Source organism: Candidatus Accumulibacter aalborgensis (genome assembly GCF_900089955.1).
Lineage (GTDB): Bacteria > Pseudomonadota > Gammaproteobacteria > Burkholderiales > Rhodocyclaceae > Accumulibacter > Accumulibacter aalborgensis.
In genome coordinates, this window is sequence record NZ_FLQX01000114.1 from 1 (window position 1) to 21,216 (window position 21,216).

At 62.3% G+C, this 21,216-nt stretch carries 19 protein-coding genes and 1 pseudogene; 14 read left to right on the forward strand and 6 right to left on the reverse strand.

The window, feature by feature from the left end:
• Positions 1 to 158 precede the first annotated feature (158 nt).
• Positions 159 to 938 carry a methylmalonyl-CoA decarboxylase gene (scpB, locus tag ACCAA_RS11790; protein WP_186407450.1) on the forward strand — a complete coding sequence of 260 codons (780 nt, stop codon included), beginning with the start codon at positions 159 to 161 and terminating at the stop codon, positions 936 to 938.
• Between the two features lie 4 nt (positions 939 to 942).
• Here the strand turns inward: scpB and ACCAA_RS11795 are convergent, their stop codons facing one another.
• Positions 943 to 1,545, reverse strand: a complete 603-nt coding sequence (locus tag ACCAA_RS11795; protein ID WP_186407451.1) for a response regulator transcription factor — start codon at positions 1,543 to 1,545, stop codon at positions 943 to 945.
• Positions 1,542 to 3,542, reverse strand: a complete 2,001-nt coding sequence (locus ACCAA_RS11800) for a sensor histidine kinase (protein ID WP_186407452.1) — start codon at positions 3,540 to 3,542, stop codon at positions 1,542 to 1,544. The genes ACCAA_RS11795 and ACCAA_RS11800 overlap by 4 nt, the downstream gene beginning before the upstream one ends.
• Before the next feature lie 202 nt (positions 3,543 to 3,744).
• Here ACCAA_RS11800 and ACCAA_RS11805 point away from each other — a divergent pair, with 202 nt between their 5' ends.
• The 13 genes from ACCAA_RS11805 to ACCAA_RS11865 all read left to right on the forward strand — a co-directional run bounded on the left by ACCAA_RS11805 (position 3,745) and on the right by ACCAA_RS11865 (position 16,949).
• Positions 3,745 to 4,758 (forward strand): TRAP transporter substrate-binding protein, encoded by a 1,014-nt coding sequence (locus tag ACCAA_RS11805; RefSeq protein WP_186407453.1) that lies wholly within the window; start codon positions 3,745 to 3,747, stop codon positions 4,756 to 4,758.
• A gap of 89 nt (positions 4,759 to 4,847) precedes the next feature.
• A complete protein-coding gene (locus tag ACCAA_RS11810) occupies positions 4,848 to 5,552 on the forward strand; it encodes a TRAP transporter small permease (RefSeq protein WP_186407454.1) in 705 nt (234 codons plus the stop codon).
• Positions 5,549 to 6,832 carry a TRAP transporter large permease gene (locus tag ACCAA_RS11815; RefSeq protein ID WP_186407455.1) on the forward strand — a complete coding sequence of 428 codons (1,284 nt, stop codon included), beginning with the start codon at positions 5,549 to 5,551 and terminating at the stop codon, positions 6,830 to 6,832. The genes ACCAA_RS11810 and ACCAA_RS11815 overlap by 4 nt, the downstream gene beginning before the upstream one ends.
• Before the next feature lie 199 nt (positions 6,833 to 7,031).
• Complete coding sequence (gene ndk, locus ACCAA_RS11820; RefSeq protein ID WP_186407456.1) at positions 7,032 to 7,460, forward strand: nucleoside-diphosphate kinase; 429 nt, start codon at positions 7,032 to 7,034, stop codon at positions 7,458 to 7,460.
• A gap of 19 nt (positions 7,461 to 7,479) precedes the next feature.
• Positions 7,480 to 8,613: a dual-specificity RNA methyltransferase RlmN gene (rlmN, locus tag ACCAA_RS11825; protein ID WP_186407457.1), complete on the forward strand. Its 1,134-nt coding sequence runs from the start codon at positions 7,480 to 7,482 to the stop codon at positions 8,611 to 8,613.
• Positions 8,610 to 9,413: a type IV pilus biogenesis/stability protein PilW gene (gene pilW / locus ACCAA_RS11830; RefSeq protein WP_186407458.1), complete on the forward strand. Its 804-nt coding sequence runs from the start codon at positions 8,610 to 8,612 to the stop codon at positions 9,411 to 9,413. The genes rlmN and pilW overlap by 4 nt, the downstream gene beginning before the upstream one ends.
• Entirely contained in the window at positions 9,410 to 10,333 is a 924-nt protein-coding gene (locus tag ACCAA_RS11835) for a helix-turn-helix domain-containing protein (protein WP_281193192.1), read from the forward strand. Before pilW ends, ACCAA_RS11835 begins: the two co-directional genes overlap by 4 nt.
• 44 nt (positions 10,334 to 10,377) lie before the next feature.
• Complete coding sequence (gene ispG, locus ACCAA_RS11840) at positions 10,378 to 11,616, forward strand: flavodoxin-dependent (E)-4-hydroxy-3-methylbut-2-enyl-diphosphate synthase (protein WP_186407467.1); 1,239 nt, start codon at positions 10,378 to 10,380, stop codon at positions 11,614 to 11,616.
• The gene (gene hisS / locus ACCAA_RS11845; protein ID WP_186407460.1) at positions 11,613 to 12,917 is read left to right on the forward strand and encodes a histidine--tRNA ligase; all 1,305 of its coding nucleotides are present in this window, start codon (positions 11,613 to 11,615) and stop codon (positions 12,915 to 12,917) included. Before ispG ends, hisS begins: the two co-directional genes overlap by 4 nt.
• A 2-nt stretch (positions 12,918 to 12,919) precedes the next feature.
• On the forward strand, positions 12,920 to 13,603 hold the full coding sequence (locus ACCAA_RS11850; RefSeq protein ID WP_186407461.1) for a YfgM family protein: 684 nt from the start codon (positions 12,920 to 12,922) through the stop codon (positions 13,601 to 13,603).
• On the forward strand, positions 13,603 to 14,745 hold the full coding sequence (gene bamB, locus ACCAA_RS11855; protein WP_186407462.1) for an outer membrane protein assembly factor BamB: 1,143 nt from the start codon (positions 13,603 to 13,605) through the stop codon (positions 14,743 to 14,745). Before ACCAA_RS11850 ends, bamB begins: the two co-directional genes overlap by 1 nt.
• Complete coding sequence (gene der / locus ACCAA_RS11860; protein ID WP_186407463.1) at positions 14,742 to 16,220, forward strand: ribosome biogenesis GTPase Der; 1,479 nt, start codon at positions 14,742 to 14,744, stop codon at positions 16,218 to 16,220. Before bamB ends, der begins: the two co-directional genes overlap by 4 nt.
• Before the next feature lie 198 nt (positions 16,221 to 16,418).
• Positions 16,419 to 16,949 (forward strand): low molecular weight protein-tyrosine-phosphatase, encoded by a 531-nt coding sequence (locus tag ACCAA_RS11865; RefSeq protein WP_186407464.1) that lies wholly within the window; start codon positions 16,419 to 16,421, stop codon positions 16,947 to 16,949.
• Between the two features lie 25 nt (positions 16,950 to 16,974).
• Here ACCAA_RS11865 and ACCAA_RS11870 read toward each other — a convergent pair whose 3' ends face one another.
• From ACCAA_RS11870 to ACCAA_RS22065, 4 genes and pseudogenes are all read right to left on the reverse strand, one after another.
• Positions 16,975 to 17,673 carry an EAL domain-containing protein gene (locus tag ACCAA_RS11870; RefSeq protein ID WP_245754549.1) on the reverse strand — a complete coding sequence of 233 codons (699 nt, stop codon included), beginning with the start codon at positions 17,671 to 17,673 and terminating at the stop codon, positions 16,975 to 16,977.
• The gene (locus tag ACCAA_RS11875; RefSeq protein WP_186407465.1) at positions 17,580 to 18,611 is read right to left on the reverse strand and encodes a putative bifunctional diguanylate cyclase/phosphodiesterase; all 1,032 of its coding nucleotides are present in this window, start codon (positions 18,609 to 18,611) and stop codon (positions 17,580 to 17,582) included. The genes ACCAA_RS11870 and ACCAA_RS11875 overlap by 94 nt, the downstream gene beginning before the upstream one ends.
• Positions 18,571 to 20,061 (reverse strand): CheR family methyltransferase, encoded by a 1,491-nt coding sequence (locus tag ACCAA_RS22060; protein WP_245754550.1) that lies wholly within the window; start codon positions 20,059 to 20,061, stop codon positions 18,571 to 18,573. The genes ACCAA_RS11875 and ACCAA_RS22060 overlap by 41 nt, the downstream gene beginning before the upstream one ends.
• Positions 20,062 to 20,216: 155 nt before the next feature.
• Positions 20,217 to 21,125, reverse strand: a pseudogene (locus tag ACCAA_RS22065) (chemotaxis protein CheB); the annotation flags it as partial.
• Positions 21,126 to 21,216 lie beyond the last annotated feature (91 nt).

Here is a 21,216-nt window from a genome sequence, read left to right on the forward strand (position 1 = left end):
TCAGGCTCATTCCTGGGTGGAAATACGCGCCTCGTTCAGGCTCATACCACATTGGAAAAGGCTAGCAGTGAGCAGTTTCGACGCCCCGTGATACCATTCGCCACCGCCTGACAGCCATCTCAGGCACCGTCATCGAATCGATCACCGAGGAAAACCCCGTGTCCCTGATCATCACTGAAACACAGAACGCGATCGGCACCATCGTCATGAACCATTCGGCCAAGCGCAATGCCCTCAGCGAAGCGCTGATCTGCGAGATCACCATGGCCCTGGATTCCTTCCGCGAGCAGGGCATTCGCGCTGTCGTGCTGCGCGCTCCGGCCGGCACCAGGGTCTGGTCCGCAGGTCACGATATCAGCGAGTTGCCTACCGGCGGCCGCGATCCGCTCGGCTGGAGCGACCCGTTGCGGGTGTTGATCCGCGCCATCCAGGAATCCTCGGCACCCGTTATAGCCTTGATCGAGGGTGGCGTCTGGGGCGGCGCCTGCGAGGTTGCCATGGCCTGCGACATCCTGGTCGCCGCGCCCGAAGCGACCTTCGCCATCACTCCGGCCAAACTGGGTGTGCCCTACAACCTCGGCGGCTTGCTCACCGTGATGAACATGATTCCGCTGCCGGTGGCCAAGGAGATGCTGTTTACGGCGCAACCGATTCCCGTTGCCCAGGCTCTCAACCTCGGGGTGGTCAACTACGTCAAGCCGACCGACGAAATCGACCCCTTCGTGTATGGCCTGGCGGCCAGCATCGTGGCGAACTCACCGTTGAGCATCTCGGTGATGAAGGAGGAATTGCGGCTGCTATCGAGCGCGCGCTCGATCACGCCAGAACTATTCGAACGGATACAGGGTCTGCGGCGACTGGTATACGATAGCCATGACTATCGTGAGGGAATCACCGCTTTTGGCGAAAAGCGCAAGCCCCACTTTCGGGGGACTTGAGAAGTCATGACCGTTTGCCGGCCAGCAGTTGGGCCAGTTCGACGGCTGTCCGGACGCCCATTTTCTCGAAGAGATTGGCGCGATGGACTTCGACGGTGCGCATGCTGATCTGCAGTTCGTCGGCAATCACCTTGTTGAGTTTACCGGCCAACACCCGTTCCATGACCTGTCGTTCACGGGCGGTCAGTCGGCTGATCAGGGTGTTGATCGAATCGGCGCCCGACGCAGCGACGCGCTGGTTGGCGTCCAGCGTCAAGGCTTCGATGACCCGATTGACGAGTTCGTTATCGTTGCACGGTTTCTCGACAAAGTCGAACGCCCCTTTCTTGAGCGCCGAGACGGCCATCGGTACGTCACCGTGACCGGTCAGAAAGATCACCGGCAGCGTGCTGCCGCGCTCGCCCAGGAGATCGAAAAGTTCGGGTCCGCTCATGCCGTCCATGCGGATGTCGAGCAGGACGCAGCCGGCGAGGGACGAATTCCAGGCGGCCAGGAAGTCTTCGGCCGATGGATAACTCCGACAGGGAACACCGCGTGACTCAAGCAGCCAGCACAGCGAATCGCGGATCGCATCGTCGTCGTCGACAAGGTAGGCGTGAGAGGTCATTGCCGGTCAATCGGTAGCGTGATGAAGAAGATCGAGCCACCATCACGGTTGGCCTCGACCCACAGGCGGCCGTGGTGAAACTCGATGATCGAACGGCAGATGCTCAGTCCCATGCCCATGCCGTCCGCCTTGGTCGAGAAGAGCGGAGTGAACAGCTTCTCCTCGATTTCGGCCGGGATCCCGGGGCCTCGATCGACCACCCGGATCTCCATCTGATTGTCGAGTTGGCCGAGTTTGACGGTCAGCCGTCGTCGATCGGCAGGCCCGTCGCTCATCGCTTCGATGCCGTTGCGCATCAGGTTGAGCAGGACTTGCTGGAGCATCACCTGATCGGCCATCAGTTGCGGGCGCATGCCCTGGATTTCGCGGACGATACGCACCCCGCGACTCTTGGCAGCCCCTTCGATGAAGCCAATGCTGTCGTCGATGACTTCGGCCAGGTCGCAGGGGGCGAGCCGGGGTTCGCTCTTGCGCACGAAGTCGTGCACGCGGCGGATGATGCGGCCTGCACGCTGCGCCTGCACGGCAAGTTTTTCGAGCGCTTCCGTGAGCTGTGCGGCACTATAGTTGCCGGATGCGAGCTTGTTGAGGCAGCCGGCGTTGTAACTGGTGATCGCGGCGAGCGGCTGGTTGAGCTCATGCGCCAGCGTTGAGGCCATCTCACCCATGGTCACCAGGCGAGCGGTGACCTGCAGTTTCTCTTGCTGTTGGCGAGCGACCTCTTCGGCCTCCTTGCGCGCCGTGACGTCGATGATTGATCCCATCCAGCCGCTTTGCGTGCCATCGGCGTCGATCAGCGGCGCTTCGTAGATCAGCGCATCGAAACGGCTGCCGTCCTTGCGCATCAAGCGGATTTCAAACCCCTCCAGCGGCGCATTGCCCTCGAGCACCTTGTTGTGCAAGAGCAGCGTCCGCTCCATTTCTTCCGGCGCCCAGTACGGCATGGGCGGTTCCCTGCCGATCAGTTCAGCGGCGCTGAAACCGACCATCTGCAGGAAAGCCGGATTGGCGTAGGTCACCCGGCCGTCGAGATCGCGCGCCCGCATGCCGACCCACAGCGAGTCCTCCATTGCCTTGCGGAAAGCGTACTCCGAGCGCAGGGCCTGTTCAGCGGCGAGGCGCCTCTTGATCAGTCCGCGCACCGCCCACAGGCTCCAGAAAACAGCCGCGGCGAGAATGATGATCAGCGTCGCAATCAGGGTCTGCGCCACGTTGCCTGCGCCACGATAGGCGGTGACCTGCAGGACCATGCCATAACCAGGCGGGTCCAGGGTCACCGGGTAGCTCAGCGTCGTTGGCGAGGCGTCGACCCTGGACTTGCTGGCCAGCGGACTGCCATTCCCGTCGACAATACGCACCTGGTATTTCTCGGCGAACCACCACGGGACCTGCTGCGTGAGCAGAGCAGTGAGCGAGTAGACGGCCAACAAGGTCCCGCGATAGTGCCCCGCATTGAAGATCGGCACATAGACCTCGAACTGCGCTCCGTCTGACCCCTGATAGGCATCGCTATAGATCGGCTTGCCGAGCCGGGCGAGTTCGACGGAACGTTTGACCGGGTTCTCGGCGAGCGCCTCCTGCCCGACCCGCGGGAGGCTTGGCGTCGGCATGCCGTACACTGCCCTGGACGCCTCATCGAGCCAGAGCAATTGCCGGATCTCCGGGTTGTTCTTGAGAATGTGACGGGCACGCAGATCGAAAAGCTCGTGCTGGCTCTTTGTCCGCGCCAGATCGAGGGCAAGTTGCTGCAGTTGGTCGGCGTGGCCCTCGATGTGAAAACGGAGGCTCTGTTCGAGCCAGAGGACATCGGCAATCAGCGTCGAACGCTGTTCGTCGATTTCGTTCCGCTGCAGCAACCAGAGCAGAGCGATCAACAGGACGAGCAGCAAACCGACCGCTACCTTGAGGAGCGACAAATACCAGGTCGACCATCTTGACCACTTCAGCGCAGCAGCTCGTCGGCGGTCGCCTGGATAGGGAAGGGAGGCCTCGTTCATGGCGGCCCATCTTACCCAAGTTCAGGCGGGAGCGGGGAGCGAGGAATCGTGGCGGAGAAAAGAGGCCTGCCAGTGCGTTCACGGCACAGCGCGGTATTGCGGATTTCCACAATATGCGCTGCGCGTTTTTTTTGTGATATTGGCGTCCGCATCAGGGCATTGCCAAATTTCACAACCAAGTACTCAATGGAGGAGACAAACCATGAAGATTTCCACGCTGCTTTTCGGCCTGGTCGCCAGTACCCTGTCCGCCGTGCCGCTGGTGGCCATCGCTCAACAGCCGATCGTCATCAAGTTCAGCCACGTGGTAGCCAACGATACACCGAAGGGGCAGGGCGCCGAGTTCTTCGCCAAGCGAGCCAGCGAGCTGACCAAGGGCAAGGTCAAGGTCGAGGTGTACGCCAACTCGACGCTGTACAAGGACAAGGAGGAACTGGAAGCGCTGCAACTCGGTGCGGTCCAGATGCTCGCGCCGTCGCTGGCCAAGTTCGGCCCGCTCGGTGTAAAGGAATTCGAAGTCTTCGACCTGCCGTACATCTTCGACAACTACGCCGAGCTGCACAAGGTGACGCAGGGGGCGATCGGCAAGAACCTGCTCAAGAAACTGGAGCCGAAAGGCGTGACGGGCCTGGCCTACTGGGACAACGGCTTCAAGTCCTTCTCGGCGAACACGCCGATCCTCATGCCGGACGACCTCAAGGGACTGAAAATGCGCATTCAGTCGTCGAAGGTGCTCGAAGCACAGATGCGAGCGCTCAAGTCGATTCCGCAGGTGATGGCTTTCTCCGAGGTCTATCAGGCGCTCCAGACCGGCGTTGTCGATGGTACCGAAAACCCGATTTCGAACCTGTATACCCAGAAATTCTACGAAGTTCAGAAGCACCTGGCGCTGACCGATCATGGTTACCTGGGCTACGCCGTGATCGTCAACAAGAAGTTCTGGGACGGCCTGCCGGCGGACGTTCGCGGCCAGGTTGAACAGGCGATGAAGGAGGCGACCGATTTTGCCAACAAGGTCGCCAAGGAGGACGCCGACAAGCAACTCGAACTGGTGAAGAAGAGCGGCAAGACCGAAGTCCATGTGCCGACCGCCGCCGAGCGTCTGGCCTTCAAGAAGGCACTGGTGCCGGTCCATAAGCAGATGGAATCGCGCATCGGCAAGGATCTCATTCAGTCCGTGTACAAGGAAACCGGATTCGATCCGAGCAAGTTCTAAGCGAGTGAAGAGCACGAAAGCAGCCCGTTGGGACACCAGGCCCAGCGGGTTTTTTTCAGGCAGACGGGGATTTTCTGGGGGACTTGTGAATGAAAATACTTGATCACCTCGAGGAATGGCTGATCACCTTCCTCATGGGCGCGGCGACGACGATCATCTTCATCGCCGTCGTGCATCGCTACGCGGCCGGATATGAGATTCCGGTCTTGCAGGATTGGCTGCTGTCGTTGAATTTCGGATGGGCGCAGGAACTGTGCATTATCATGTTCGTCTGGATGGCCAAGTTCGGCGCGGCCTACGGCGTTCGCACCGGTATTCACGTCGGCGTTGACGTGATGATCAATCGATTGGACGACCGCTGGCGCGCCAAGTTCGTCGTTTTCGGCCTGCTGGCCGGTGCTTTGTTCACCGGCGTGGTCGGCTCGCTCGGGGCGCACTTCGTGTGGGAAAATGGCGCGCACCATGCCATTTTCAAGTTCCTTGGCATGGATCTTGGAGATCTCTACGAGGGGCCGACGACGCCTGACCTCGAGTGGCCAACCTGGATCGTCTACAGCGCCATCCCGCTGGGTTCATCGCTGATGTGTTTCCGTTTCCTGCAGGTCACGGTGAGCTTCCTCAGGACTGGCGAGTTGCCGCATCATGATCACGGCCATGTCGACGGAATCGAAGAAGAGCCCGGGGTGGACGAGGTCAGCGTCTTCGAGATGGAGGACAACCTGCATCCCCATGACCGGACGTACGAGAAACGTCATCCGGAAGACAAGTCGGGCAATGGAGGCCAGCAACCATGAACGCGATCATCATCTTTACACTGCTGCTGTGCCTGATGCTGACCGGCATGCCGATCTCGATTTCGCTAGGCCTGACGGTGCTCAGTTTCCTGTTCATGTTCACCGAAGTCCCGCTCGAAGCCGTCGCTCTCAAGCTGTTCACCGGCATCGAGAAGTTCGAGATAATGGCCATTCCGTTCTTCATCCTGGCCGGCAACTTCCTGACCCATGGCGGCGTGGCGCGACGGATGATCAGGTTCGCGACGAGCATGGTCGGCCATTGGTACGGCGGTCTGGGTCTCGCCGGCGTTCTCGCCTGTGCCTTGTTTGCCGCCGTTTCGGGGTCGTCACCAGCGACCGTCGTGGCGATCGGCTCGATCCTCATGCCGGCGATGGTCAAGGCCGGTTTTCCGAAGCGTTTCGGTGCCGGCGTGATCACCACCTCCGGGGCGTTGGGCATCCTGATTCCACCATCGATCGTGATGGTCATGTATTCGGTCGCCACCAATACCTCGGTCGGCGCGCTGTTCATGGCCGGCGTGATCCCGGGAATTGGTCTGGCGATGACCTTGGGCGGCGTGACCTGGTATCGCGCGCGGAGCAACAACTACCCACGCATGGCCAAGTCGTCGGGTGCTGAGCGCTTCAAGGCTTTTCGCGAATCGGCCTGGGGCTTGCTGCTGATTGTCATCGTCATGGGCGGGATCTACAGCGGCATCTTCACGCCGACCGAGGCAGCGGCGATGAGCGCGGTCTACGCCTTCATCGTTGCCGTCTTCGTCTACAAGGACCTGTCGCTGAGCGACGTGCCGCGGGTGCTGCTCAACTCGGCGAACATGTCGGCGATGCTGCTCTACATCATCACCAACGCCGTGCTCTTCTCGTTCATCATGACCAACGAGAACATCCCGCAGACGCTGGCCGACTGGATGCTGGGCCATGGTCTCGGGCTGATCGCCTTCCTGTTGGCGGTGAACGTGATCCTGCTGCTGGCCGGCAACTTCATGGAGCCGTCGTCGATCGTGCTGATCTTCGCGCCAATCCTCTTTCCGGTAGCGATCAAGCTGGGGATTGATCCGGTGCACTTCGGCATTTTGATGGTGGTGAACATGGAAGTGGGCATGTGCCATCCGCCGGTCGGCCTCAACCTCTATGTAGCTTCCGGGATTACCAAGATGGGGATTACCGAACTGACCATAGCAGTCTGGCCCTGGTTGCTGTCGATGCTCGCCTTCCTGATCCTCATTACCTATGTCCCGATCATTTCGACCTGGCTGCCGACCAGGCTGGGCATGATGTAGACGTCGGCACGCAGGGGCGCAGAACGCTGCGCCCCTGCCGGCGGCGTGGGCGCGCGTACGGGGAAACCCGCACGCGCGCTTTGCATTTCGCGCCCCGGCCGGCATTCCTGCCCGAGTCTTGGTATAATCTCGGGTTGTTTCTCTACCGATATGATTTGTCGCTGTTTTTATTCACCTACTTCCCTTTGGAGGATGAGTCATGGCCATCGAACGTACGCTTTCCATCATCAAACCGGATGCCGTTGCCAAGAACGTGATCGGCAAGATCATCTCCCGTTTCGAGACCAATGGCCTGAAGGTCATTGCCGCCAAACTGGCCTGGCTGTCGCCGCAGGAAGCCGGCGCTTTCTACGCTGTGCACAAGGAGCGGCCGTTCTTCAACGATCTGGTTTCGTTCATGATTTCCGGACCGGTGATGGTGCAGGTGCTCGAAGGCGAGAACGCGATCGCCAAGAATCGCGAACTGATGGGTGCCACCGACCCGAAGAAGGCCGAGGCGGGAACGATACGCGCCGACTTCGCCGAGTCGATCGATGCCAACGCCGTCCATGGTTCCGACGGCGAAGAAACGGCGAAGGTTGAAATAGCTTTCTTCTTCCCGGCCATGACCGTCTATTCCGGCCGCTGAGTCGAAGGCTCCGTTTTAGATGACTGTCAATCTGCTCGGTCTTGATGCTGCTGGGCTGACAGCCTTTTTCGCCGCACAGGGCGAGAAGCCCTTTCGCGCCAGGCAGGTGTTGCGCTGGCTGCATCGCTTCGGGCAGGGCGATTTCGATGCCATGACCGACATCGCCCGCAGTCTGCGCGAGAAGCTCGGGACGGTTGCCAGGGTGCTGCCGCCGACCGTTGTCGCAGACCGGGTCGCGGACGACGGCACGCGCAAATTCCTGTTTGATGTCGGCGGCGGCAATGCCGTCGAGTCTGTGTTTATCCCCGAGGAGGGCCGTGGCACGCTGTGCATTTCCACACAAGCGGGTTGCGCACTCGACTGTTCCTTCTGTTCGACCGGCAAGCAGGGCTTCAATCGCAACCTGACCGTCGCGGAGATCGTCGGTCAGTTGTGGCAGGCCAGGCACGCGTTGGGTGCTTACGATGCAAGAGATGTCGACGCACGCCAGCAGGACGGGCGCGTGATCAGCAATGTCGTACTGATGGGCATGGGGGAGCCGCTGGCCAACCTCGACAACACGGTGACCGCCCTGCGCCTGATGCTTGACGACAACGCCTATGGCCTGTCGCGCCGCCGGGTTACGGTGTCCACCTCAGGTCTGGTACCGGCCATGGATCGCCTGCGCGACGAGTGCCCGGTCGCCCTTGCGGTCTCCCTGCATGCAGCCAACGATCGCCTGCGCGATGAGTTGGTGCCGATCAACCGGAAGTATCCGCTAGCGGAGTTGCTGCCCGCCTGCCTGCGCTATCTCGAGAAAGCGCCGCGCGATTTCGTGACCTTCGAATACGTGATGCTTGACGGAGTGAATGATTCCGACTTCCAAGCGCGCGAATTGCTGGCCTTGACCCGTAATGTGCCCTGCAAATTCAATCTGATCCCCTTCAACCCGTTTCCCGGCTCGCCCTATAGGCGCTCGTCGGTAGCGCGCATCCGGCGTTTCGCCGAGATTCTGATCGACGCCGGGGTGGTCACCACGACCCGCAAGACGCGTGGTGACGACATCGATGCCGCCTGTGGTCAGTTGGCCGGGCAGGTGGTCGACCGAACCCAGCGTACGACGGGGCACCGTACGTTTCCTCTCCACCTTGAGGGACGTGAGGTCTGCCGATGAGGAGGGTGGCCCTGACGATTCTCGCCTTGTGCTACCTTGCTGCCTGCTCCTCGGCCAGCGTTTCTCCGGTCAGCAAGCCAAAGGACCCCGAGGAAGAACTCGACTCACGCCGACCGACGGCGCCCCGCGACGTGCGTACGCGGGCCAAGCTGCATACCGAGCTGGGCTCTCTCTATATTCAGAACGGCAACCTGGCGGTGGCGCTCGAAGAGCTGATCATCGCCATCGATATCGACCCGAACTATGCCAAGGCCTACGGTACGCGCGGCGTGGCGCACTTCCGCATCCGCGAGATGGAACTCGCTGATCGCGATTTCCAGCGCGCCCTGAGTCTTGACAGCGGAGATCCCGACATCAACAACAATTACGGCTGGTTTCTCTGTCAGGTGGGCCGAGAGCGAGAGGCCATACCCTTCCTGCAGCGGGCGATCAAGAACCCTTTGTACGAAACTCCCGACCGGGCCTATCTGAATGCGGCCGACTGTTACGCAAAGCTTGGCGAACTGGACAAAGCCGAGGCCTATGCCCAGCAGAGTCTGCGTATCGCACCCGATAGCGCGCAGGCTCTGCTGAAGCTCGCCGATATCAACTATCGGCGCGGCGATCTGCAGTTGGCCAGTGAGCAACTCTCGGATCTTGTGCGCAGGGTGGAACCGAGCGCCGAAGCGCTGTGGTTGCTGATCCGCGTTGAGCACCGACTGGGTAATCGTACGGCTGAAGCGCGCTACAGTAGTCAGTTGCGGCGAAAGTTCCCGCTCTCGCCTGAATCCCAAGACCTGTTGCGAGGCCATTTCGAATGAGCGAACAATCCCTGGTTTCAACCTCGGCAGGGCAGGGGCCGTCAGTTGGACAGAGTGAGTCCGCCGTGCAGGCGACCGGCGAGCCCCCGACGCCTGCGGTTGGGCCCGTTGGGCAGCGGCTGCGTGCTGCTCGTGAGGCCAGAAACATGAGTCTGGCCGAAGCCGCGCAGGTACTCAAGCTCGGTCCCCGGCAGGTAGGCGCCCTGGAGGACGAAGACTGGACGTCGTTACCCGGCAACACGATGATCCGGGGGTTTGTGCGCAATTACGCGCGCGTCCTGAATCTGGACTCCGATGAGCTGATGCGCGGACTGGATGCAGCGCAACTGCAACGCACCCAGCAGCTCGAAGTGTCGGCGGGAACCACTGCCAGCCTGCCGCCAGCGGGGAGGCGGGTTGAACGGCGCGACTATTTCGCCATCGTGGCCGGACTGGTGCTTCTGGCGCTCGCCGCGCTGGCCTACCTTTACGTGCCACCAGATTTCTGGCAGTCACACCTGACGGCGCTGATCGGCAGCAAGACGGCCCCTTCCCCGGTGCAGCCGCCGCTGCCTGAGCCCGCCCCGGTGCCAGCACCGGTCGACGAGGTGACGCCCGGGAAGCCAGCGACTGGCGATTCGGTGACGGCGCTTACCGCACCGAACGCCAGGCTGCTTGACGCACCGGCGGCCTCACCGGCTGCCGGCGGCAGCCTGCAACTCAGCTTTGCCCAGCCGGCGCGCGTCCAGATTCGCGATGGGCGGGGCCAGATCATCTTTTCCGAGCTGTGCCCGGCAGGGAGTCAGCGGGAAATCGATGGGCAGCCGCCCTTCTCGCTGGTCGTCGGCAACGCGTCGCAGGTGACACTCCGGTACCGCGGCAAGATGATCGAGTTGCTGCCGCGCAACAGGAGCGGTGTCGCCCGCCTGACTGTCGAGTGAGGGTGAGAAAGCACAGTGAAGAAGTGTCCAACGGTGCGCAGGCGATGAACCGGCCGGGCGGCGGGCGGCGGCGAACGCGCGTGGTCAGAGTGGGCCACGTCTCGGTCGGCGGCGAGGCGCCGGTAGTCGTCCAGTCGATGACCAATACCGACACCGTGGACGTGGTCCGTACGGCGATACAATGCGCCGAACTGGCGCGTGCCGGATCGGAACTGGTGCGGATCACGGTCAACACGCCGGAAGCCGCGGCAGCCGTTGCGCCAATCCGCGCGCACCTCGACCACATGGGCGTAGACGTGCCGCTGATCGGCGACTTCCACTACAACGGTCATCGCCTGCTCGCCGAACATCCGGCCTGCGCTTCGGTGCTCGCCAAATACCGGATCAATCCGGGCAATGTCGGCCACGGCAGGAAGCGTGACGAGCAGTTCGCGCAAATGATCGAAATTGCCTGTCTCTACGACAAGCCGGTGCGCATCGGTGTGAACTGGGGCAGTCTCGATCAGGACCTGCTGGCGCGGATCATGGACGACAACGCGCGCCGCGCCGAGCCCAGCGATGCGGTGGCGGTCATGCGCGAGGCCATGGTCGCCTCGGCGCTCGAGTCGGCGGCCAGGGCGGAAGCCATCGGCCTGCCGGGGGACCGGATCATCCTCTCGTGCAAGGTGTCCGGAGTACAGGACCTGATCGCCATCTATCGTGACCTGTCGCGGCGCTGTGACTACCCCTTGCACCTGGGCCTCACCGAGGCCGGGATGGGTTCCAAGGGCATCGTCGCGTCGACCGCGGCGATGGCGGTGCTGCTGCAGGAAGGCATCGGCGACACCATCCGTGTTTCGCTGACCCCGGACCCCGGCGGCAAGCGGACGCAGGAGGTCACGGTCGCGCAGGAGATGCTGCAGACCATGGGCTTGCGCGCCTTCACGCCGATGGTCATCGCCTGTCCCGGTTGCGGCCGGACGACGAGCACCTTTTTTCAGGAACTCGCGCAGTCGATCCAGGATCACGTCCGCAATAGGATGCCGCAGTGGCGAATCGAGTACGACGGCGTCGAAAACATGACCCTGGCCGTGATGGGCTGCGTGGTCAACGGGCCAGGCGAAAGCAAGCACGCCAACATCGGCATCAGCCTGCCGGGTACGGGCGAACTGCCGGCCGCGCCGGTGTTCGAGGATGGGGCCAGGACCGTCACCTTGCGTGGCGCTCATATCGCCGAGGAATTCACCGCTATCGTCGACTCCTACGTAGCGCGAACTTACCAGAGAAAAGTGGCGGTCAGATGAGCCTTGTGAAGATTCAGTCCGTTCGCGGCATGAACGACATTCTGCCTGACGAGGCCGAGTTCTGGGACCTGTTCGAGGAAACCATTCGCTCGTGGCTGAAGAGCTACGGCTATCGGCCGATTCGCCTGCCGGTTGTCGAGCCGACGCCGCTTTTCAAGCGCGCCATCGGCGAAGTGACCGACATCGTCGAGAAGGAAATGTACTCCTTCATCGACAGCCTCAATGGCGAGCCATTGACGCTGCGTCCGGAAGGGACAGCCGGCTGCGTGCGGGCGGCCATCCAGCACAATCTGCTGGCGCAGCAGCCGCAAAGGCTCTACTACATGGGCCAGATGTTCCGCCACGAGCGACCGCAGAAAGGGCGTTACCGCCAGTTCCACCAGGTCGGCGTCGAATCACTGGGCTTTGCCGGCCCGGACATCGATGGCGAACAGATCCTGATGGGTGCCCGCCTGTGGGATGATCTCGGCCTCGGCGGCATCGACCTGCAGATCAATACCCTCGGTGAGCCGGCAGAGCGCGCCCGCCATCGTGCCGAACTGATCGAATACTTCGCGGCGCACAGCGAACTGCTCGACGACGACGCTCGCCGGCGCCTGTACACCAATCCGCTGCGCATCCTCGACAGCAAGAATCCGGCGCTGCACGACCTCATCCTCGGGGCGCCGAAGTTGATCGACCACCTTGGTCCCGGGTCGATGGCGCATTTCGAGGGCGTGCAACAGGTGCTGCGTGACGCCGGGCAACCGTTCACCATCAACCCGCGACTGGTGCGCGGCCTCGACTACTACAACCTGACGGTTTTCGAGTGGATTACCGATCGCCTCGGTGCGCAGGGGACGGTCTGCGCCGGGGGGCGTTACGACGGACTGGTGGAACAACTCGGCGGCAAGCCGGCACCGGCCTGCGGTTTCGCGATGGGCGTCGAGCGGCTGATTGCGCTGATTCGCGACGCTGGCGGCGTGGCGACCGCCGCGGCGGTCGATGTCTACCTCGTTCATCAGGGTAATGCGGCGTCACGCCTGGCGGTGCGCGTTGCCGAGGGTCTGCGCGACCAGGGACTGGACGTGATCTTCCATTGCGGTGGCGGCAGCTTCAAGACACAGATGAAGAAAGCCGACGCGTCCGGTGCGAACCTTGCCGTGATCATCGGCGACGACGAGGCCGCCGCCGGCGAGGTGACGCTCAAACCATTGCGCGCCATCGCGGGGCAGCCGAACGAACAGCAGCGGGTGAGCGCCGACGGCCTCGCCGAGGTGATCATGAGTCATATGTTGGATTGTCTGGATGGGGAAGAATAAGCATGGCTACCTACGACCTCGAGGAACAGGAACAGATCGCCGAAATCAAGGCGTGGTGGACGCAGTACGGCACGCTGCTGCTTGGCATCGTCACTGCCGCCTCGATCGGCGTTATCGCTTGGCAGGGGTGGAACTGGTATCAGCGCAATCAGACGGCGCAGGCCTCGACGGTCTACAGCGTCCTGCAGAAGGCGGTGCTCGAAAACGACGCGCAGCGGATCAAGGCGGCGAGTGGCGAGTTGCTCGAGAAGTTCCCGCAAACGGCCTACGCATCGCTGGCCGCTCTGACCGCGGCGAAAGCGACTTTTGACGCCGGTGATGCGAAAACGGCCAGACTACAGTTGCTCTGGGTCGTGGACCACGGCAAGGATGAACTGCGCGACCTGGCGCGTTTGCGTCTGGCGGCCTTGCTGCTTGATGACCAAGCCTACGATGAGGCACTGAAGCAGCTCGATGGCAGCCCGACGGGCGCCTTCGCGGTCCGCTTTCTGGACAGCCGCGGTGACGTTTTCTACGCCCAGGGCAAGAAGGCCGAGGCGCGCACCGCGTATCAGGGCGCGCTGGCCAGGCTCGACGAGACCGACCAGCCCGGCAAGGGGAAGAATACGCTCCAGGACCGACAGGCAACGGCTGCCTATCGTGAGCTGCTGGAACAGAAGCTCGCTGCGCTCGGGGAGAGTCGCTGATGAACCGCTCGCTACTTGCGGCGCTGCTGTCGGCTTGGCTGGCGGGCTGTTCGACGCTGGACGCCCTGAATCCGTTTTCCGGCAGTAGCGGGCCGAAGATGGCCGAACTGCGGCCGATCGAAGCGACTGCCGAGGCGCGCACGCTCTGGCAGGACGGAGTCGGCAAGGGTGGCGATTATGTATTCACGCCCGCAGTGGTCGGTTCGTCGGTCTACGCGGCGGCCAGGGATGGCACCATTGCCCGTTTCGACGATGGCCAGCAGGTCTGGAGAATCAAGGCCGAGCAGCCGCTCTCGGGTGGCGTCGGGGCTGACGCGCGAATCCTGGTCGTCGGCACGGCCAAAGGCGACGTCTTCGCCTTTTCCACCGCAGACGGAACGCTGCTCTGGAAGGCCAAGGCAAGCAGCGAGATCCTGTCGCCACCGGCGGTAGGCCCCGGTATCGTCATCGTCCGCAGTGGCGACCATCGCCTGGCAGCCTACGACGTCGTCGATGGCAAACGCAAGTGGGTCTATCAGCGCCCGAGCACACCGTTGTCCTTGCGCGTGACGGCCAGTCCGGTGCTGATCGAGAAATATGTCTTTGCCGGCTTTCCCGGCGGCAAGCTGATTGCCGTCAGCGCCGACAACGGCGCCCCGCTATGGGAGGGTACAGTCGCCCTGCCAAAAGGCGCCACCGAACTTGACCGCGTCGCCGACGTGACCAGCGTGCCGATGATCGATGGGCGAACGATCTGCGCCGCCGCATTCCAGGGTCGCGTCGCCTGTTTCGATCTCGGTTCCGGCAACCTGATGTGGACCCGTGACATATCGAGCGCCGCCGGCCTGTCGATCGACAGCCGTTACGTTTATGTGACCGATGACAAGGGTGCCGTTTATGCCCTCGACAAGGCGAGCGGTGCCAGCATCTGGAAACAGGACAAGCTCTTCTTGCGCCGACTGACGGCGCCGCTGGTGCGCGGCGGGCTGGTTGCCGTGGCGGACGTGCAAGGGGTGGTGCATTTTCTCAATCGCGACGATGGCGCCTTCGCGGCTCGCCTGACCACCGATGGCAGCCCGGTTCTGGCGCCCTTGCAGCCACTGGGCAGCAATCTTGTCGTGCAGACCGCCAACGGCCGCGTGCTGGCGATCGAGGCGCAATGAAGCCGAGCATCGTCCTCGTCGGGCGGCCAAATGTCGGCAAGTCAACGCTTTTCAACCGCTTGACCAGAACTCGAGATGCCTTGGTGGCCGACCTCCCAGGCCTCACGCGCGACCGTCACTACGGGCATGGAAGACTCGGCGGCAAGCCCTACCTGGTGATTGATACCGGCGGCTTCGAACCGCTGGCCAAAGACGGCATCATGCACCAGATGGCGCGCCAGACCGAGCAGGCGATTGATGAAGCCGACGTGGTGGTTTTTGTCGTCGATGGCCGTAGCGGCGTTTCTGCGCTGGACAAGGAAATTGCCAACCGGCTGCGCAAGGCGAGCCGGCCGGTTCTGGTGGCCGTGAACAAGTCCGAAGGGATGAGCCACGGCGTCGTCGTCGCCGATTTCCACGAACTCGGCCTGGGTGAGCCAATGGCCATCTCGGCGGCCCATGGCGAGGGGGTGCGCGCCCTGATCGACCTGGCGCTTGAGCCTTACGCTGAACCGGACGAAGGGGAGGCCACGAGCGATGTCGTCAAGGTGGCCATCGTTGGCCGCCCGAACGTCGGCAAGAGCACGATGATCAACGCGCTGCTCGGCGAAGAGCGGGTCATCGCTTTCGACCAGCCGGGAACGACACGCGATGCTATCGAAGTCGATTTCGAGCGCGCTGGCCGCAGGTACACCTTGATTGACACCGCCGGCCTGCGACGGCGGGGAAGGGTTTTCGAGACCATCGAGAAGTTTTCGGTGATCAAGACGCTGCAGGCGATCGAGGAAGCTCAGGTGGTCGTTCTGGTGCTCGATGCGCGCCAGGACATCTCTGATCAGGATGCCCACATCGCCGCTTTTGTCCGTGAGTCGGGGCGTGCGCTGGTCGTCGCGGTGAACAAGTGGGACGGTCTCGATCCCTATATTCGCGAGCAGATCAAGGGCGCCCTCGAAGGCCAGTTGTCGTTCATCGATTTTGCCCGCTTTCACTATGTTTCCGCGCTCAAGGGGCAGGGTCTCGAACCACTCTTCCGCTCGGTCGATGCGGCCTACAAGGCGGCCATGGCCGATCTGCCTACCCCGCAACTGACGCGTACGCTGAGCGAGGCGGTGGCCAGGCAGGCGCCACCGCGCTGTGGTCTATTCCGGCCAAAACTCCGTTATGCGCACCAGGGCGGCAGGAATCCGCCGCTGATCGTGATTCACGGCAATGCGCTCGACAAGGTGCCCGAGTCCTACCGGCGCTACCTCGAACATACTTTCCGCGAGGTCTTCAAGTTGCAGGGAACGCCGCTGCGAATCCAGTTCAACGTGTCCACCAATCCGTTTGCGGACCGGAAAGCACCCGAGCAAAACCGGCGGCACAAGCCCGCGGACAAGCCTCTGGCCAGACGCGAAGCCAAGAGCGGGCCAGTCAAACCCTCAGCCAAACCCGCTAGTGGCGGGCCAGTGAAGGCAAAAGCCAGGCCGAAGCCGCCAGCCAGCGGTCGTCGCTGAGCGGCAAACGCCAGCCGATCGCCTGGCTAGCGCTGCAATGCAGTTGCGTTGACTGCCTTTTCGACGGATGATGAGAGCCTCGCAGCCGGCGAAGTACCAGCTTGCCTCGGGCGGCAAGTCCTGGATGACTCCGGACCACTGTCCACCCATGGACGCTTGAGCCTAAGCAGCGCAATGAACGTATCTGGAAGACCGAAGGTGATCAAGGTTCTATTCGTTTGCATGGGGAATATATGCCGCTCGCCAACGGCCGAGGGCGTCTTTCGCCACCTCCTGCGTAAAAAAAGCCTCGACGACAAGATAGAGGTTGACTCCGCCGGTACGCACGGCTATCACGTCGGCGAGGCACCCGATCAGCGAACACAGCGCGCTGCCGCCAGTCGCAATTACGATCTCTCCGATATGCGGGCGCGCAAAGTGGCGGCGCAGGACCTCGACTACTTCGACCTGGTTCTCGCCATGGACCGCAACAATCTCGACGTCCTGAAACGCATCTGCCCACGCAACCAACACGAACGCCTCGGCTTGCTGATGAGCTATTCAAAGAATTTCGATGATGACGAGGTTCCGGATCCCTATTATGGTCTGGGTCATGGCTTCGACCTGGTGCTCGACATGGTCGAAGATGCGGCGGACGGTCTGCTCGAAAGTCTTGAGCAGCGCCTCAACGAAGAGGGCCACGCAGAGATCGACGCGGATCTCACTACCCGCTACGATCGCAGCGCCTGACCAGTGAGAGGACAGTCCGCCAGGGTCAGGCGGCGCTCAGACCTTCGACTCGGGCGGCGGTGCGGGCGCGCACCCAGTCGGCAAAGTCGTCCGGCGCCAGCGGATGGGCATAGAGATAGCCTTGCCCATGCTGGCAGCCAGAACCCTCGAGTTCGCTATGCTGGTCGGCCATCTCGATTCCTTCACCGACGACGTTCATCCCCAGGTGGCGCGCCAATGAGATGATCACCGAAGCGATCGCGCGGTCGTCGCTGTTGGTCGAGATGCCGTCGACGAAGCTGCGCGCGATCTTGAGTTCGTGGATCGGAAAACGCTTGAGGTACGACAGCGAAGAAAAGCCGGTACCGAAATCGTCGATACTGATCGTCAGGCCAAACTCCACCAGTTCGGCCAGCATACGCTGGGCGCGATCGACATCCATCAGTACGCCTTCGGTAATCTCGATGCACAGTCTTTGCGGAGACACACCATGGTCGCTGACGATGCGCATCAGGTCAGTTGCCATGCCGTCCTTGCGGAAATGGCGCGCCGAGATGTTGACGCTGATCCGTAGCGGCGGCAGTCCGGCCTTGTCCCACACTACGATCTGGCGACAGGCCTCGCCAAGGACCCATTCGTCGATGACAAAGATCAGATGGCTTTGCTCGGCGATCGGAATGAATACCACCGGTTCGACGACCTCACCGTTGTAGGACCAACGTACCAGAGCCTCGGCACCGACCACGGTATTGCCTTCCAGCCTGACCTGCGGCTGATAATAGAGGAATAGCTCCCCGTATCTATGGCCCGCCGCAAACCCGTTTCCAGCGCCAGCCGCTTGCCAGCCTGGCTCGCGAGGTCAGCGGAGAAGAAACGGAAACCGTTCTTACCGTGATCCTTGGCCCGATACATCGCCGCGTCGGCGTTGCGCATCAGGGAATTGGCATCGGCCGCATCTTCCGGGAACATGCTCAGGCCAATGCTGGCACTGATGAAACATTCGTGCTCATCGAACTGGTAGCTTGCGCTGAGCGCGATGAGCAGCCGTTCGGCAGTAACTGTCGCCTGCTCGCGATCGGCGGCGACCAGCAGGACGACGAACTCGTCGCCCCCCAAACGGGCGACGGTATCTTCGCCGCGCACGCAATCGAGCAGTCGCACCGCCGCCTGCCTGAGCAACTTGTCGCCGGTCTCGTGGCCGAGCGTGTCATTGACCATCTTGAAGTTGTCGAGGTCGATGAACACCACGCCGATGCTCTCACGCGAGCGGTCGGCCCGCGCCAGAGCCAGGTGCAGGCGGTCATTGAACAGCGCCCGGTTGGGCAGTCCGGTCAGTTCATCATGCGTGGCGAGATACTCGATGCGCTGCTGCGACTCGCGTACCTTGGTGATGTCGCTGAACATGCCGACGTAGTTGACCACCTTGCCGCTCTTGTCCTTGACCGTATTGATCGACAGCCATTCGAGATAGGGCTCGCCGTTCTTCCTGCGGTTCCAGATTTCCCCCTGCCAGACGCCAACGCGGTTGACCTTGTCCCACATTTCGGCATAGAACGCGGGCGGCATTTTTTCCGAGCGCAGCAGGCTGGGCTTCTTGCCGACGACGTCCTGGCGCGTGCAGCCGGTCAGAGTCGAAAAGGCATCATTGACGGTCAGTATCTGCTGCTCGGTGTCGGTCACCATGACGCCCTCGGCGGCGCGGTCGAAGACCAGCGCGGCCAGCCGCAATTGCTCTTGCGCGCGCTTCCTCGCGGTGATGTCGGTGGCCTGGAAGCATGACCCCGGCAATGCGCTGGGTGTCGCGCAGCAACGGCGCGATGTGCAGCGCGTAGTGGCGTCGGTTGGCGTTGACGATCTGCCGGTCGCGCGCGTTCTGCGTGTCGATCACTTGCTGAATGTCGGACATCAGATCCGGCATGTCCGGCGGGAGCTGCAGATCACGCAGGCCGCGCCCGATCTGCGCGATGCCCAGCTTGAACAAGCGCGCTGCGGCGCTGTTGAAGCGCTGCAGCGCGGTATTCCGGTCGAGCACCAGCAAGGGATAGTCGACGCTGTTCTGGATACTCTCCAGCTCGATGTTGAGTTCCTGCGTCTCGGCGGTCTTGATCTGCAGCTCCTCGTTGACCGTCGCCAGCTCTTCGTTGGTTGATTGTAGCTCCTCGCCGCCGCCGCTGTCCTCGACGCTCGCCTTGCCGGTTGGCGGCAGCAGCCATTCGATGCAGAGCATGAACAGCGCCTCGGTTCCTGAATCCGAAACCGGATGTACCGACAAGCGAACGCCACGCGTCGGGTCGAGCGCCTTGATGTGCCGCGGACGCCCGTTGGCTACCGCCCGTTTAACCTGCGCCTGACGCATCAGCACCTGGACCTCGGTGCGCAATTCGCGACGGATCAGCGAGATCAGGTCAAAGGCCGGCCGGCCGGGCGAGACGTTGAGCAGTCGGCTGGCGTCACCGTGGATATGGCGTATTTCGAACTTGCCGTTGATCAGGATCGTCGTTGGGATGAAATAGCGCCCAGCGGCCTCGAGCAGGATCATTTCGAAACCCTGCGGCGTGATCGGCTTCTCCGGCCGCTGATGTTGATTGAGTCCAGCCGCCGGCAGTTGCATCTCCGAGCGCAGCAGCGGTAAGCGAGCGGTGCTACCGTGCCGACGGTAGAGCCGCGCCTCCTTGTCGACGACGCCGAACAACGCCTCCTGCTGGAAGATGCCTTCCGACTTGCCGAGGAAGAGGAATGCACCGGGGTTGAGCGCATAGTGGAACACCGACAGCAGCCGCGCCTGTAACTCGCTCTGGAAGTAGATCAGCACGTTGCGGCAACTGACGAGGTCGAGACGCAGGAAGGGCGGATCCTGCACCAGATCCTGGCGCGCAAAGATCACCGCTTCGCGCAGGGCCTTGTTGATCTCGTAGCGATCACCGTGCGGCGTGAAATGCGCCCGGATGCGGTTGCGATCCATGTGTGCCAGGTTGGACGCGGCAAAGACGCCGCGTCTGGCCAGGGCCATCGCGTCGAGGTCGATGTCGGTGGCAAAGATCTGGAGACGATACTGGTCGAAAGCGGCTCCCAGACGCTCGGAAAACAGGATGGCCAGCGAATACGCCTCCTCGCCGGTCGCGCAGCCGGCCACCCAGACCCGGCGTCGCCGAGCTGCTTGCCGGCAAGGATCTCGCCGACCACCTTGTCGAGCCGGGCAAAAGCGTCGGTGTCGCGAAAGAAGGCCGTGACCGAGATCAGTATGTCCTTGCACAGCTTGTCGAGTTCGACCGGCGTCTGGTCGACGACCTGCAGGTAATCCTGCAGGGTACTGACGTGGTTGGCCGCCATACGCCGTTCGATGCGCCGCCACAGCGTCGGTTTCTTGTACTGCGAGAAGTCCACCTTGGTGCGGCTGCGGACCTTGCCGAGTAGCGTTTTCAGCGTCGCCGGCGCGCTCGCCGCCTGTGTCGCGACCGGAATCAGCCCGCGGTTGAGGACGATCAGGCTGATCTCGGCGCCCATTTTCTCGGGCGGCAGAATCCAGTCCACGCTGCCGGTATCAATCGCCGACTGCGGCATACCGGCGTACTTGGCCGTCTCGGGGTCCTGGGAAAAGGTGAAGCCACCGGCGGCCTTGATCGCGTGGATTCCCGCCGCGCCATCGGAGCCGGTGCCCGAGAGGACGATACCGATCGTCGATTCGCCGATTTCCTCGGCCAACGAAGCGAAGAAGCGATTGACCGATGGCTTGGGCAGCGATTCGCGGGCGGGTTCGACCAGGCAGAAATGACCCTCTCTGAGCGTCAGATTGCGGTTCGGAGGCGTGATGTAGACCGTGTTCGCTTCCGGCAACATGCCGTCCTCGATGTCCCTGACCGGCATCGTCGTTTCGCGTCCCAGCAACTGCGACATCATGCTGCGGTAGGTCGGCGACAGGTGCTGCACGACGACGAAGGTCAGCCCGAGGTTCTTCGGCAGGCCAGGCAGGAGCAGACTCAGCGCTTCGAGGCCGCCGGCCGAAGCGCCGACACCGACGATGAACGGCCGCTCGTCGGACCGGAAGGGGGTGGCCTCGTCGCCAGCCGGCCTCGCCGCTGCAGCAGTCTTTCTGGACCGCGAACGTTTGGGTTGTTCTTGGTTGGCAGGGGTCATCACTCGGTTTCCGTACGGGTTGTGGTGGCGCACAGGAGTGCCGGCGGCAGATTGTAGTCCCATCGACGGGTTTTCACACTCTCCCGACGACGCTGTTGGACGAAGCCGCTACGCGGAGGAAACGGCGGCGCTGTCGTGGTGTTGAAGTCAAGAT

Bases quoted from the DNA above. Each gene is read 5' to 3' on its own strand.
- ACCAA_RS11795 (WP_186407451.1), bottom strand. From the start codon at position 1,545: ATGACCTCTCACGCCTACCTTGTCGACGACGACGATGCGATCCGCGAT.
- ACCAA_RS11800 (WP_186407452.1), bottom strand. From the start codon at position 3,542: ATGAACGAGGCCTCCCTTCCCTATCCAGGCGACCGCCGACGAGCTGCT.
- ACCAA_RS11805 (WP_186407453.1), top strand. From the start codon at position 3,745: ATGAAGATTTCCACGCTGCTTTTCGGCCTGGTCGCCAGTACCCTGTCC.
- ACCAA_RS11810 (WP_186407454.1), top strand. From the start codon at position 4,848: ATGAAAATACTTGATCACCTCGAGGAATGGCTGATCACCTTCCTCATG.
- ACCAA_RS11815 (WP_186407455.1), top strand. From the start codon at position 5,549: ATGAACGCGATCATCATCTTTACACTGCTGCTGTGCCTGATGCTGACC.
- ndk (WP_186407456.1), top strand. From the start codon at position 7,032: ATGGCCATCGAACGTACGCTTTCCATCATCAAACCGGATGCCGTTGCC.
- rlmN (WP_186407457.1), top strand. From the start codon at position 7,480: ATGACTGTCAATCTGCTCGGTCTTGATGCTGCTGGGCTGACAGCCTTT.
- pilW (WP_186407458.1), top strand. From the start codon at position 8,610: ATGAGGAGGGTGGCCCTGACGATTCTCGCCTTGTGCTACCTTGCTGCC.
- ACCAA_RS11835 (WP_281193192.1), top strand. From the start codon at position 9,410: ATGAGCGAACAATCCCTGGTTTCAACCTCGGCAGGGCAGGGGCCGTCA.
- ispG (WP_186407467.1), top strand. From the start codon at position 10,378: ATGAACCGGCCGGGCGGCGGGCGGCGGCGAACGCGCGTGGTCAGAGTG.
- hisS (WP_186407460.1), top strand. From the start codon at position 11,613: ATGAGCCTTGTGAAGATTCAGTCCGTTCGCGGCATGAACGACATTCTG.
- ACCAA_RS11850 (WP_186407461.1), top strand. From the start codon at position 12,920: ATGGCTACCTACGACCTCGAGGAACAGGAACAGATCGCCGAAATCAAG.
- bamB (WP_186407462.1), top strand. From the start codon at position 13,603: ATGAACCGCTCGCTACTTGCGGCGCTGCTGTCGGCTTGGCTGGCGGGC.
- der (WP_186407463.1), top strand. From the start codon at position 14,742: ATGAAGCCGAGCATCGTCCTCGTCGGGCGGCCAAATGTCGGCAAGTCA.
- ACCAA_RS11875 (WP_186407465.1), bottom strand. From the start codon at position 18,611: ATGGTGACCGACACCGAGCAGCAGATACTGACCGTCAATGATGCCTTT.